Genomic DNA, 13,831 nt, shown 5'->3' on the forward strand with positions numbered 1-13,831 from the left:
TGCTATCGCTGGCAGGCCAGCTCCCACAGTGGATCGTCGTACTTAGTGACGGAAGTGGCGCATGCCGGTGAATACCATGGCGATGCCCGCCTCGTCGGCTGCAGCAATCACTTCCGCATCACGCATCGAGCCGCCTGGCTGGATCACTGCGGTAATACCGACCTTCGCGGCATTGTCCAGGCCGTCGCGGAACGGGAAGAATGCATCGGAAGCCATCACCGAGCCGGCGACCTGCAACCCGGCGTGTTCCGCCTTGATCGCTGCGATGCGCGCGGAGTTCACGCGGCTCATCTGGCCAGCGCCGACACCGATGGTCTGGCGGTTCTTGGCGTAGACGATGGCGTTGGACTTGACGTACTTGGCCACTTTCCAGGCGAAGATCAGGTCGTTGATTTCCTGTTCGGTCGGTGCACGCTTGGTCACGACTTTCAGGTCATCGGCGCCGATCATGCCGATGTCGCGGCTCTGCACCAGCAGGCCGCCGTTGACGCGTTTGTAGTCCCACGCGGCGGCGCGGTCAGCCGACCATTCGCCGCAGGCCAGCAGGCGCACGTTGGCTTTGGCCGCGACGATGGCGCGGGCTTCTGCGCTGACGCTTGGGGCGATGATGACTTCGACGAACTGACGCTCGACGATGGCCTTGGCGGTTTCAGCATCCAGCTCGCGGTTGAACGCGATGATGCCGCCGAACGCCGACTCGGTGTCAGTGGCGTAGGCCAGTTCGTAGGCCTGACGGATGCCGCCTTCGGCGTCCGGGCTTACCGCGACGCCGCACGGGTTGGCGTGCTTGACGATCACACAGGCCGGCTTGACGAAGCTCTTCACGCACTCCAGCGCGGCGTCGGTATCGGCCACGTTGTTGTACGACAGCTCTTTGCCTTGCAGTTGGGTCGCGGTGGCGATGCCGACTTCGGCCGGCTTGGCTTCAACGTAGAACGCCGCACTTTGGTGCGGGTTCTCGCCGTAGCGCATTTCCTGAGCCTTGACGAACTGGCTGTTGAAGGTCCGCGGGAATTCGCTGCGACCTTCAGTGCTGAGGGTGTCAGCGGCCTGGTTCACGGTGCCCATGTAGTTGGCGATCATGCCGTCGTAGGCCGCCGTGTGTTCGAAAGCCTTGAGCATCAGGTCGAAACGCTGGGCGTAGGTCAGGCCACCGGCCTTGAGTCCTTCGAGCACGCTGGCGTAGTCACTGGCGTTGACCACGATGGCCACGTCTTTGTGGTTCTTGGCAGCGGAGCGGACCATGGTCGGGCCGCCGATGTCGATGTTCTCGATGGCGGTCGGCAGGTCGCAACCTGGCTTGTTGATGGTGGCTTCGAACGGGTAGAGGTTGACCGCGACCAGGTCGATCGGCTTGATGCCGTGTTCGTTCATGATGGCGTCGTCGATACCACGACGACCGAGGATCCCGCCGTGGATTTTCGGATGCAGGGTTTTCACCCGACCGTCCATCATTTCTGCGAAACCGGTGTAATCCGCGACTTCCACTGCGGCAACACCGTTGTCGCGCAGCAGCTTGAACGTTCCGCCGGTGGAGAGGATCTCGACGCCCAGGGCTTCAAGCTCTTTGGCGAATTCGAGGATCCCGGTCTTGTCGGAGACGCTGATCAAGGCGCGGCGGATCGGCAGGCGGGTAGTCTGGTCGGTCATTTCAATTTCCATCAAAAGCAAAGGAGTCAGCAAAAAAGGCGACCGTTTTTACGCGGGCGCCTTTCTGGTTTGATTGAATGCTTACAGCAAATCGTACTGCTTGAGTTTCTTGCGCAGGGTGCCTCGGTTGAGTCCGAGCAGCTCGCTGGCCTTGGTCTGGTTGCCCTTGACGTAGTTCATCACGCACTCGAGCAGGGGCGCCTCGACTTCGGAGAGCACCAGGTTGTACACATCCGTGACGGCAGCGCCCTCAAGGTGGGCGAAATAATTGTGCAGCGCCTTCTCGACACTCCCGCGAAGGGTCTGACCTTCTTCGCTCGGCGTATTGAGGTGCTGTTTCAAATTCACGTTGTCGCTCACGGGTGTTGTTCCACTCACTAAAGTCTCGGTCATCATCGTCATGCGGCCACCCCCTCTCCGTCCCCTGTCAGGCTCTTGTAACGCTCAGCGAAGAAGCCCTGAACGTTGGCGCATTGTGCTTCCGTATCTTCCAAACGATTGAAGTGGGCGCGAAACTCCCTGGCGCCCGGCAAGGTTGCGAGATACCAGCCCACATGCTTGCGGGCGATCCGGACACCCATGACGTCTCCATAGAAGACGTGCAGCGCAGCCAGATGCTCTAGCAGAATGCGTTCCACCTCGATCAATTCCAGCGCCGGGAGTTTTTCGCCGGTACGCAAGAAATGGTCGATCTCACGAAAAATCCACGGCCGCCCCTGGGCAGCCCGTCCAACCAGCAGTCCATCGGCACCGGTCGCGTCGAGCACGTACCGCGCCTTTTCCGGCGAGTCGATGTCGCCATTGGCGAAGACCGGCATCGACACCGCCTGCTTGATCGCGGCGATGGTGTCGTACTCGGCTTCACCGGTGTAAAGGTCCGCGCGGGTGCGGCCATGCACCGCCAGCGCCGTAATGCCTGCCTGCTCGGCGATCTTCGCCACCGTCAGGCCGTTCTTGTTGTCCCGGTCCCAGCCGGTACGGATCTTCAGCGTGACCGGCACATCCACCGCAGCCACCACGGCCTGCAGGATCTCGGTCACCAGTGCTTCGTCCTTCAACAACGCGGAACCGGCGGCCTTGTTGCAGACCTTCTTCGCCGGACAGCCCATGTTGATGTCAATAATCTGTGCGCCCAGTTCGACGTTGGCCCGGGCCGCATCCGCCAGCATCTGCGCGTCACCACCGGCGATCTGCACCGAGCGTGGCTCGGGATCACCTTCGTGGATCATGCGCATGCGCGATTTGCGGGTGTTCCACAAACTCATGTCGCTGGTGACCATTTCCGAGACTACAAGTCCTGCGCCCAGTCGCTTGCACAGCTGACGAAAGGGCTGGTCGGTGACGCCCGCCATGGGGGCGAGAATCAAGCCGTTGTGCAATGTGTATGGACCGATGCGTACCGCCGACATAGGACTTCCCTGTTGTGGGGCCGGATCATGAGAGTTCGAAAAAGGGTTGGCATGATACCCGCTCTCGATGACTGGATAAAGGCTGAATTGAACAAAATCTGAACAGTTATTCCGTTATCGCCAGCAGTTTGGTATGAGCGGTCTCTGTCAGAAATGTGCCGCCAAACCCGTAGCACTGAAGCGTTTCACTCGGGCGAGTGGAAGCTCAGGCTGTAGTTCACGGCTTTGGCACCTGGATCGAGGATATCCAGGGCGATGTGGATCGGCGTTTGTGGGGGCATTTCCACCATGCCTTCGAGATCACCGTTGAGGTATTCGCCGGGTTTGAAGCGACGGCTGGCGATCAGGTGCCCATTGAGGTCGGCGAAACGCAGCTCCAGCAGCGGGAAAGGCTGGGAAAAGGGCGCGCGGTTGTAGATGATCGCATCGACCACCAGCGCACCGTTGAAATCCGGATGGCTGCGCACCACCAGGTTGCTGCTCTTGATTTTGGCGATGTCGACTTTGGAGGGCACGGTGCAACCGATTTGCGGGCACAGCTGCTGGAACCACGGGCGGTACTGATCCTGGCGCGCCAGCTCATCGAAATGGTAAGCCACGTATTGGCCGAGGAGCGCGCCGGCACCGAGCAGAATCAGCAGCAGCCAGAGCAACCGTCGACCCCAGGGCGAGCGACGCTTCTGCCAGTCGAGCTGCAATGGGTCGTCGTCCAGGTCCCGCAGGATCTCGGCCCGCGTCGGCGCTTCGTGACGTTTGCGCAAGGGAGCGATGGACGGCAGGCTGTCATCCGGTTCGTCATCGGTCGCCGACAGGCGTTCGTGATGAGGCGGTGCGTCGAGCGGATCGTTCAGGCGCAGTTGCGGAGGTAGCGGTTCGTCATCCAGCTCCACCGGTTCCAGCGACAGCGACAGCGAGGGCTCGGTGCGCGTGAATCTGCTCGGCTCGATGTCCGGTTCTGGCGTGATCCTGGGATCGACCGCTTCCGCGCGGTCGGCGGCCGACTCGCTGAACAGGCTGTCGGACCAGGCTTCGTCGTCGTGCCCGGCGATATCCCGACGGGCGCTCAGGCTGTCTTCGCGGTGGCGGCCGAACTCGGTGGTCGGCTGGATTTCCCGCTGTTCGAGCCGGGCGAGTTCTTCGTCCAGATCGAGGCTGTCCAGATCAAGTTCAGCAGCGGACCATTGTTTCTGACTGATGGCCCGCGGCTCCGGTTCGGGCGCTTCGGCGATTGCCGGGGCCACCGTGACCGCTTCCTTGCCGGCCTGCTCGAGCAGTTGCTTGGCAGCGTTGAACACCTGTAGGCACGAGCCGCAACGAACCACCCCACGGGCCACGCTCAACTGAGCATGGCTGACGCGGAAACTGGTTTGGCAATGCGGGCACTGAGTGACGAAGCTGTCGGTCATGCGGCGTTCCGGATTATGCAGGCGTTCATTCTAGCGCCGACGGCCAGTGATGCGCACCCAGCCATCACGATTGGCGATCGGGTCCAGATCGAAGTCCTGGGCGTAGGCGGCAGCCACTTCGTCGCCCTGTTCGGCGAGGATCCCTGACAGCGCCAGGCGACCGCCTGACTTGACCAGGCTGGACAGTTGCGGCGCGAGGGACACCAGCGGGCCGGCGAGAATGTTGGCGACCAGCACGTCGGCCTGAACCTGTGGCAGGTCTTCCGGCAGGTACAGCGGGAAAAGCGCTTCGGCGATGTTGTTGCGACCGGCGTTGTCGCGGGAAGCCTCCAGCGCCTGCACATCGATGTCAGTGCCGACGGCCTCCCTAGCGCCCAGCAGCAGGGCGGCAATCGCCAGGATCCCGGAGCCGCAACCGAAGTCCAGTACGTTGCAGTCTTTCAAGTCCTGGCCGTCGAGCCATTCCAGGCACAGCGCGGTGGTCGGGTGGGTCCCGGTGCCAAACGCGAGGCCCGGATCGAGCAACAGGTTCACCGCGTCGGGTTCAGGCGCAGCGTGCCAGCTCGGCACGATCCATAGGCGCTGGCCGAAACGCATGGGCTGGAAACCGTCCATCCAGCTGCGCTCCCAGTCCTGGTCTTCGATGACTTCACTGTGATGTTCCGGCAGTGGGCTGCCGGTCAACAGCTCAAGATGGGCCAGTACCGTGGCAGCTTCGGTGCCACCTTCGAACAGGGCCAGCAAATGCGTGTGCGACCACAGCGGCGTGGTATTGAGTTCCGGTTCGAAGATCGGCTGATCTTCGGCGTCCATGAAGGTCACCGACACGGCGCCCACTTCGAGGAAAGCGTCTTCATAGGTTTCGGCTTGTTCTGGGCTGATGGCGAGACGGACTTGCAGCCAAGGCATGGCGGGCACCTTTGAAAAATATTGATTGCAGCCTAGCGGGCTGCGAGAAGCGCGCAAGTTTACGCGAGCGCGCGGTGTTTGTGGGAGCGGCTTGCGCCTGGCTATTGCTGAATACCACTGCACCCTGTGGGGGCGAGCAGGCTCGCTCCCACAGGGAGATGAAAACAACAAAGCCGCCCGAAGGCGGCTTTGTTGAAGTCCGGTTAAAGCTTAGTGCTTGTCGCCAGCCAGCTTGTGTTCCAGGTAGTGGATGTTGATTCCACCTTTGCAGAAGCCTTCATCGCGGACCAGGTCGCGGTGCAGCGGGATGTTGGTCTTGATCCCGTCGACAACGATTTCGTCCAGCGCATTGCGCATGCGCGCCAGGGCTTCGTCACGGGTTGCGCCGTAGGTGATCAGCTTGCCGATCAACGAATCGTAGTTCGGCGGAACGGCATAACCGCTGTACAGGTGCGAATCGACGCGAACGCCGTTGCCGCCTGGAGCGTGGAAATGCTTGACCGTGCCAGGGCTTGGCATGAAGGTTTTCGGGTCTTCGGCATTGATCCGGCATTCCAGCGCGTGACCGCGGATAACCACGTCATCCTGGGTGTACGACAGCTTGTTGCCAGCGGCGATGCTGAGCATCTCCTTGACGATGTCGATGCCGGTGACCATTTCCGAAACCGGGTGCTCAACCTGAACGCGGGTGTTCATTTCGATGAAATAGAACGCGCCGTTTTCGTACAGGAATTCGAACGTGCCCGCGCCACGGTAGTTGATGTCGATGCACGCCTTGACACAGCGAGCGAGGACTTCAGCGCGTGCCTTCTCGTCGATGCCCGGTGCCGGCGCTTCTTCGAGTACTTTCTGGTGACGACGTTGCAGCGAGCAATCGCGGTCGCCCAGATGGATGGCGTTGCCCTGGCCGTCGGAAAGCACCTGGACTTCCACGTGACGCGGGTTGGTCAGGAATTTTTCCAGGTAGACCATCGGGTTGCCGAACGCCGCGCCCGCTTCGGAGCGGGTCAGTTTCGCCGAGGAGATCAGGTCTTCTTCTTTATGCACAACGCGCATGCCGCGACCACCACCGCCGCCAGCGGCTTTGATGATCACCGGGTAACCGACTTCGCGACCGATGCGCAGAGCGGTTTCTTCGTCTTCCGGCAGCGGGCCGTCGGAACCCGGAACGGTTGGAACACCGGCGGCAATCATGGCGTGCTTGGCCGACACCTTGTCGCCCATCAGGCGAATGGTGTCGGCTTTCGGACCGATGAAGGCGAAGCCGGAGTTCTCGACCTGCTCAGCGAAATCGGCGTTTTCCGCAAGGAAGCCGTAGCCGGGGTGAATGGCGGTAGCGCCGGTCACTTCAGCCGCAGCGATGATTGCCGGAATGTGCAGATAGGATTGGGCGGCCGAGGCCGGGCCGATGCAGACGGATTCGTCTGCCAGACCCAGGTGCATCAGCTCTTTGTCGGCCTTGGAGTAAACGGCGACGGTCTTGATGCCCATCTCTTTGCAGGCACGCAGAATCCGCAGCGCGATCTCACCGCGGTTGGCGATCAGAACTTTTTCCAACTTCGCAGTCATCAAAGTTTCTCCGCGGTTCAAACGATGGTGAACAGCGGTTGGTCGTACTCAACCGGCTGGCCGTCTTCGACGAGGATGGATTCGATCACACCGCTGGTTTCGGCTTCGATGTGGTTCATCATCTTCATGGCTTCGACGATGCACAGGGTGTCGCCTTTCTTCACGGTCTGGCCGACTTCAACGAAGGACGGCGAGCTTGGCGAAGACTTGCGATAGAAGGTGCCGACCATTGGCGAACGGGCAACGGTGCCGTTCAGGACAGGGGCGGACGGAGCAGCAGGCGCGGCGGCGGCAGCCGGGGCAGCAGCGGCAGGCGCTGGAGCCGGAGCGGCCATTGGAGCCGGTGCGTAATACTGTTGAGCCGGGGTTTTGCTGTGACGGCTGATGCGAACGGACTCTTCGCCTTCCTTGATCTCGAGCTCGTCGATACCGGACTCTTCCAGCAATTCGATCAGTTTCTTAACTTTACGGATATCCATGAATCATCAACTCCCAAGGGTCGGTCAGGGGCGTTTAACGCTTGTTGTTCAAGCTTTAGCCTGTGTTTCAAGCTGCTCTAGGGCGGCCTCCAGGGCCAGCCGATAACCGCTGGCGCCAAGGCCGCAGATCACTCCCACCGCTACATCGGAGAAATAAGAGTGATGGCGGAAAGGTTCGCGTTTGTGCACGTTGGACAAATGCACTTCGATGAATGGGATGCTCACCGCCAGCAGCGCGTCACGTAATGCGACACTTGTGTGCGTAAAAGCTGCTGGGTTGATCAGAATGAAGTCCACACCTTCGCTGCGGGCGGCGTGGATGCGGTCAATCAATTCGTACTCGGCGTTGCTTTGCAGGTGCAGCAAGTGGTGGCCGGCTTCACGGGCACGACGCTCCAGGTCCTGATTGATCTGCGCCAGCGTCGTAGCGCCGTAGGTGCCCGGTTCGCGGGTGCCGAGCAGGTTCAGGTTGGGGCCGTGCAGAACCAATAGGGTCGCCATCTGCTGTTCCTTGTTATCCGTGTGCAATGATCAGAACCCGGCGACTATGCCGCAAAGCCTTTGTGACTGTCCAGTTCTATGCAATAGCCAGCACGATGGCCGATGTTTGCGCGAAATATGTGACCGGGTGATTAAATCCGGTCATTTGCTTTGGCAACACGTTCGGCGAAGTCCGTGGCGTTGATCTCGCCGATCACCCGCACATCGGCGCGCTCGATGCCGTCCTTGCCGAAAAACATCAGCGCCGGAGGCCCGAACAATTGGTAGCGGTCGAGCAGGGTGCGTTGTTCGGCATTGCTGGCGCTGATGTCGAAGCGGATCAGCCGATAACCCTTGAGCCGTTCGGTGACGGTGCTGTCGTTGAGCACCTCATGCTCGATGACTTTGCAGCTGATGCACCAGTCGGCGTACCAGTCGAGCAGCAGTGGCGTGCCGGACAATTGGGCGTCGGCCAGCACACGATCGAGATCGGCCGGGGTAGTGACGGTTTGCCAATCACGGGTGCTTTGCGGCGTCTGGCCGTTCGTAACGACGCGCGGCTGGCCGATCGGGTTGAGGGGGTCGGTCTGGCCGCTGAAAGCGCCGTACCAGCACGCCAGCGCGTAAAACAGCAGAAACAGGCCGAGCAGTTGGCCTACGCGTTTGCGCGGTGGTTTGTAGACGAACTCCAGCGCACCCATGAACAGGCCGACGCCACCCGCCAGCAAGCCGATCAGCAGCAAGGTGATCTGACCCGGCAACACCCGACTGAGCAAACCGATGGCCAGCCCCAGCAGCAACACGCCGATCGCGTTTTTCACGTAGACCAGCCATGGCCCGCTCTTCGGCAGCCAGGCGGCGCCGCCGGTGGCGACCAGCAGCAATGGCGCGCCCATGCCGAGGCCGAGCATGAACAGCTTCAACCCTCCGCCCAGGGCGTCACCGCTGGCGCTGATGTACAACAACGCGCCGGCCAGCGGGGCCGAAACGCAGGGCGAAACCAACAGGCTGGAAACCACGCCCAGCACCGCCGCGCCCCACAATGAGCCACCCTCGGTGCGACCGGCGATGCGATCCAGTCGGCTGCTGATCGCGTGCGGTAACTTCAGTTCGAAGACGCCGAACATCGCCAGGGCAAACAGCGCAAAAAACATCGCGAACGGCACCAGCACCCAGGCCGATTGCAGGCGTGCCTGAAGATTCAGCTGTGCGCCGAACATCCCCATCAACGCGCCGAGCAGGGCGAAACAGGCGGCCATCGGCAGCACATAAGCGAGGGAAAGATTGAACCCGCGTAACCCGCCGACCTGACCGCGCAACACCACGCCCGACAGGATTGGCAGCATCGGCAGCACGCAGGGGGTGAAGGTCAGGCCCAGGCCCGCGAGGAAGAACAGCGCGAGTCCCCGCCAGCCCCAACTCGCGGTCGTGCCGCCGGTGCCTTCGATGCTCAGGCGCTCGGTCTCGGGCGGATAGCACAGGCCTTTGTCGGCGCAGCCCTGATAGGTGACGGCAAGCGTGAAGGCGCGTTGATCGCTGCGCGGCAGTTCGACATCGAGGATGCCGTGGTAGACCTCGACATCGCCGAAGTACTCATCGTGCTTTTGTTCACCTTTGGGCAGTTGCGCCGCGCCGAGTGCAACATCGACCGGATCGGCGCGAAACTGAAAGCGATGGCGATAGAGGTAATAACCCTCGGTGGCGACGAAGCGCAGCTTGATGGACTGCGGCGTGCTCTCCACCAGGCTCAGCTGAAAGGCTTCGCGCACCGGCAGGAAGTCGGCACTGTTGTTGATCGAACCCAGCGTCGCGCTGGGCCGGCTTTCCAGCAGGCCGGCGGCACTGGCCGGCAGGGCGAGCACTAAAAACAGCAGGCAGAGCAAGCGGCGCATGACGGTCTCGCGTATCGGAGGTGCGGGCATGATAGCGGACAGTAGCGGGGTGTGCAGGGCTGGGAGTTCTGCGGTGATTGTGCGGACGCCCCCGCGGGCAAGCCCGCTCCCACAGGTTATTCGCTGTCCTTGTGGGAGCGGGCTTGCCCGAATGGCGGTTTATCTGACGCGGAATGCTTGAACGGCCGTGTGCAACCGTCCACCGAGCACCAACAAATGCTCACCTTGCTCGCGCCCCTCACCAATGCGCATCAAGTTATCCCCACCCAATTGGTGAATCCTCTCACTGTGATCGCGGATTTCGCTGACAGCGCCGCTCTGTTGCGCGGTGACATCGGCGATGCGGATGGCGGTGTCGGAAATGGTCTGGATCGCCCCGACGATTTTATCCAGCGCGCCGTCCGCCGCCTGTGCCTGATTGGCGGTGGCTCTGGCGTGTCCAACCTGGGCGCGCATGCCTTCCACCGATTGCCGGGCCGCGGTTTGCAGCCCGGCGATCAAGGTCTGGATCTCTGCCGTCGCGCCGGCGGTGCGTTGCGCCAGCGAGCGAACCTCTTCGGCGACGACGGCAAAACCGCGACCCATTTCCCCGGCGCGGGCCGCTTCAATAGCCGCGTTCAACGCCAGCAGGTTGGTCTGGTCGGCAATCGAACGGATGACCGTCAATACGCCGCCAATGGTCGCCGACTCCTCGGCCAGGTGCTCGATCATTTGCGCATTGCCCTGCACTTCGTCGACCAGTGCGTGCAGGCCGGTCAGGCTCAGGCCAATGACTTTCTGCCCGTGCTCCACCGCCAGCCCGGCATGGCGGCTGGCGTCGGCGGCCTGGCTGGCATCGCCGGCGACCTGCTGGATGGTCGCCTCCAGTTCACTCAGTGAGTCGCGAATCATCGCGGTATCGCCGGCCTGATGTTCGGCGCCGCCGTGCAGGTCATTACTCAACTCGGCCAGGGTGCGGCTGCTGCCGGCGACTTGTTCGGCGTTGAGGCGGATGGTCCCGACCAAGTCGACGAGGTAGGCACGCAGGCGGTTGAGCGAGGCTTGAATGTCATGCAACTCGCGGTTGGTCTTGCCCAGTTCAATGTCCCGGCTGAAGTCACCCTCGGCCCAGGTCGAGAGCGCTGGCGCAAGGTTGGTCAGCGTCCGGGCCAGACGTCGCTGCAGCGTGTCGATGAGCAAGGCGATCAGCAGGATCAGACCGATCATCACCCCTTGCATCAGCCGCACTTCGCCCTGGATTTGCCCGTGCTGGGCGCGAACCACCGGTTCCAGCCCGGCGATGGCCTGCTGCACCGCGGCGATTTTCAGGTGAGTCGCGGCGCTGAGGTCGGCACGTTTCTGAATCTGCTCGCGGGTGCGCGCCAGCTCGGCAGGGTAGCGGGTGAGCAGGCTGTTGAGTTCGCGTTTGAGTCCTACGCCGGCGTCTTCGACCTCGGTTTTTTCAATGTTCTCAAGGCCCATCATGGCCGCGAAATCGTCGGTGCCCGATTCGGTTTTGCTCGTCACCCCGAGCAGCGGCAGGGCGTTCAGCAGCTCGGCCTGCGCGCGGATGTTGGTGACTTCACGTTCGACGTCCGCCGCCAGTTCGCTGCGACCGCTGCTGACCAGTTTGTCCCGGGCCAGCGACAGTTTGCCCAGGTGTTGTGACGCGCCGAGCAGCGGTGTCAGATAGGTTGCGTTGCTGCTGGCGTATTGGCTGAGCTGATCAAGACTGGCGCCGAGTTCGCGTTCGGCTTGCAGCAGCAGCGCTTGTGGATCGCCCGCGAGTTTGCCGGCGGCCAGCAGGTCGGTTTTGCTGAATTCATCAAGGTTCGCCAGGCTCGGGCGCAAGGTGTCGGCCAAGGAGGGCGGCAAATCCTTGAGTTCTTGTTGCAGAGTGTCGATGGCCTGGCTGGCACTGCTCAGGCGCAAGGCATCGCCGCTGGCGAGGTAATCCTCGACATTGCGCGCCACTTCATTCTGAAATTGCTGAGACAAGCCGAGGTAACGCTCCATCAATAAATACGGGCGTTCCAGGGCTCTTTGCGACCACCAGAGCGTGGCGCCGAGGGCAACACACACGGCCACTAAAAGAAGGGTGTTGAAATTGGTCAGCAGCTTCAGGCGCATTGCGGGACTACCAACGGCAGAATGGTAAGTCGCTGAAGTTATTGCGTTTCTGTTACAGAGTGATGACGGACTGGGTCGATTCCGATGAAAAGGTGGCACTTTGCTTTGACGCCCGTGCCGCCTGTACGCGGTTGCGCCCGGCGTGCTTGGCGCGGTACAGCGCCTCGTCCGCCTGACTGGCCATCATCAGGCCGTCGGAGTCTTCGCACAGCTCGACCACCCCGGCGCTGAAGGTGCACCAGAGATCCTGGGGCTGAGCCGGGTAATGAATTTCCGCGAAGCGTTGACGGATTTCGTCGAGAACGTTGTAGGCCGCTTCGATATCGGTGTCGGGCATGACGATGGCGAATTCTTCGCCACCGTAACGGCCGATGAAGTCGGTCTTGCGCAGACGTTGCTTGAGGAACAGCGCCAGGCTCTTGATCACGCGGTCGCCCATGGGGTGGCCGTGGCTGTCGTTGACCCGTTTGAAGTGATCGATGTCGAGCATCGCAAAGCTCAACGGCTTGCTCTCGCGACGGGCGCGGAAGCTGCAGTCTTCGAGCAGTTGCAGGATGTGCGTGTGGTTGTACAGGCCAGTGAGGCTGTCACGCACCATCCGCGCCTTCAGGTTGCGCGCCCGTGCCGCGCGGTTGCGCACGGTGGTGATCAGGTGCCGCGGCTTGATCGGTTTGGTCAGGAAGTCGTCGCCGCCTTCGCTCATGGCGTCGAGCTGCTTGTCCAGGTCGTCTTCGGCGGACAGGTAAATGATCGGCACGCTGACGTAACGATCGTTGTGGCGAATGACCTTGGCCAGCTCCGTGCCGGTGCAGGTCGGCATGTACATGTCGAGGATGATCAGGTCGGGCTGGAAGTCCGCCAGTTCGGCCATGGCCTGGATCGGATCGATCAATGTCCGGGTGACGATTCCGGCACTGTTGAGCAGGCGCTCGGTGTGCAGGGCCTGGGCGCGGGAGTCATCGATGATCAGCACTTTATAAGGTTCGTACTGCGCGACGCAGGTCAGGACCTCGATTTTTTCCAGCAGGCTCGACGCTTCGAGGGTGCCGGTCAGAAATTCCTGGCCGCCGGCACGCACGGCGGCGAGACGGGTCGGGGTGTCAGTTTCAAGCAGGCTGAAAAACAGCAGCGGCAACGGTTCATCCAGGCCGACCTGGGCTTCCGCGGCGAGTTTCAGGCCAATGCCCGGACCGCTGAAGTCCACGTCCATGACGATCGCGGCAGGCAAGCGTTCGATCATCGACGAGCGGAACGCGGCCACGCTGTCGAGGGATTGGGCGCTGAGGCCGAAGAATTCCAGCTGCTTGGCCAGGCGCTCGGCACGGTCGTGATCCTGCAGCATCACGTAGATCGGTTTGCGCAGTGGCGGCAGAAAGGTTTGTTCGAGTTGATCGCCGTGACGCAGGCCGGTGCGCGACAGGCGCTGCATCAGGCGATTGAGGTCAGTGATCAGCCCACTGTTCAGGCGCCCGCGGTTGGCGTCGACGGCTTCCAGCGACAGGCCGATATGGCGCGCCAGCTGGCTGTGTTCCGGTTGTTCGAAGCGCTCGGCGAAACGCAGCAGGCGCAGGTTGGCCTCGCTGAGTTCCGACAGGTCGGTGAGCGACCATTCACTGCGTTGCAGGCGCTGCCAGATCTCAAGAATTTGACGTGCCTGATGAATTACCCGCTGGGCAAAGTGGTGCTTGAGGCGCTCACGGCTGGGGTCTTCTGGCTCGGTCATATCCTGACTACTAGTTAGGGGGCATGCTGAGGTTGAGTGGTGGCTCTATGCTAGCACCTCTTTTCAGTTACATGAGTGTCGTGCGTCAATAAACTGCAAAGCGACGTCATTCAGTTTCTGACTGCCTGGTCTGAAAATGTCTGATGATTATTTGGAAAGGCCCGCAGATCGGGTACTTCAGGGCGCTTTCGGGCTGTTTGTGCGA

The 13,831-nt window shown here is 61.7% G+C and carries 11 protein-coding genes; all 11 read right to left on the minus strand.

All coding sequences use genetic code 11. The annotated features are described in order from the left end of the window. Window positions 1-42 precede the first annotated feature (42 nt). The 11 genes from purH to gcbA all read right to left on the minus strand — a co-directional run bounded on the left by purH (window position 43) and on the right by gcbA (window position 13,626). Complete coding sequence (gene purH / locus NTD84_RS29465) at window positions 43-1,650, minus strand: bifunctional phosphoribosylaminoimidazolecarboxamide formyltransferase/IMP cyclohydrolase (RefSeq protein WP_140669636.1); 1,608 nt, start codon at window positions 1,648-1,650, stop codon at window positions 43-45. Window positions 1,651-1,731: 81 nt separating this feature from the next. Next, window positions 1,732-2,052, minus strand: coding sequence for a DNA-binding transcriptional regulator Fis (fis, locus tag NTD84_RS29470; RefSeq protein ID WP_007907419.1), 321 nt, complete (start codon window positions 2,050-2,052; stop codon window positions 1,732-1,734). After that, window positions 2,049-3,059, minus strand: a complete 1,011-nt coding sequence (dusB, locus tag NTD84_RS29475; RefSeq protein ID WP_010463890.1) for a tRNA dihydrouridine synthase DusB — start codon at window positions 3,057-3,059, stop codon at window positions 2,049-2,051. Before dusB ends, fis begins: the two co-directional genes overlap by 4 nt. 185 nt (window positions 3,060-3,244) lie before the next feature. Then, window positions 3,245-4,465, minus strand: coding sequence for a DUF3426 domain-containing protein (locus NTD84_RS29480; RefSeq protein WP_262172574.1), 1,221 nt, complete (start codon window positions 4,463-4,465; stop codon window positions 3,245-3,247). A 30-nt stretch (window positions 4,466-4,495) separates the two neighbouring features. Then, window positions 4,496-5,374, minus strand: a complete 879-nt coding sequence (gene prmA / locus NTD84_RS29485; RefSeq protein WP_262172575.1) for a 50S ribosomal protein L11 methyltransferase — start codon at window positions 5,372-5,374, stop codon at window positions 4,496-4,498. Between the two features lie 210 nt (window positions 5,375-5,584). Next, entirely contained in the window at window positions 5,585-6,943 is a 1,359-nt protein-coding gene (gene accC, locus NTD84_RS29490) for an acetyl-CoA carboxylase biotin carboxylase subunit (RefSeq protein ID WP_262172576.1), read from the minus strand. A 17-nt stretch (window positions 6,944-6,960) separates the two neighbouring features. Further along, window positions 6,961-7,422 carry an acetyl-CoA carboxylase biotin carboxyl carrier protein gene (gene accB / locus NTD84_RS29495; protein ID WP_262172577.1) on the minus strand — a complete coding sequence of 154 codons (462 nt, stop codon included), beginning with the start codon at window positions 7,420-7,422 and terminating at the stop codon, window positions 6,961-6,963. A 48-nt stretch (window positions 7,423-7,470) separates the two neighbouring features. Then, entirely contained in the window at window positions 7,471-7,923 is a 453-nt protein-coding gene (aroQ, locus tag NTD84_RS29500; RefSeq protein ID WP_085727425.1) for a type II 3-dehydroquinate dehydratase, read from the minus strand. Window positions 7,924-8,054: 131 nt separating this feature from the next. Next, window positions 8,055-9,794, minus strand: a complete 1,740-nt coding sequence (locus tag NTD84_RS29505; protein ID WP_262172578.1) for a protein-disulfide reductase DsbD — start codon at window positions 9,792-9,794, stop codon at window positions 8,055-8,057. A gap of 159 nt (window positions 9,795-9,953) precedes the next feature. Continuing rightward, entirely contained in the window at window positions 9,954-11,903 is a 1,950-nt protein-coding gene (locus tag NTD84_RS29510) for a methyl-accepting chemotaxis protein (RefSeq protein WP_262172579.1), read from the minus strand. A gap of 52 nt (window positions 11,904-11,955) precedes the next feature. Next, window positions 11,956-13,626, minus strand: a complete 1,671-nt coding sequence (gene gcbA, locus NTD84_RS29515) for a diguanylate cyclase GcbA (RefSeq protein ID WP_262172580.1) — start codon at window positions 13,624-13,626, stop codon at window positions 11,956-11,958. Between the last annotated feature and the right edge of the window lie 205 nt (window positions 13,627-13,831).

This window comes from Pseudomonas sp. 14P_8.1_Bac3 (assembly GCF_025466085.1).
Lineage (GTDB): Bacteria > Pseudomonadota > Gammaproteobacteria > Pseudomonadales > Pseudomonadaceae > Aquipseudomonas.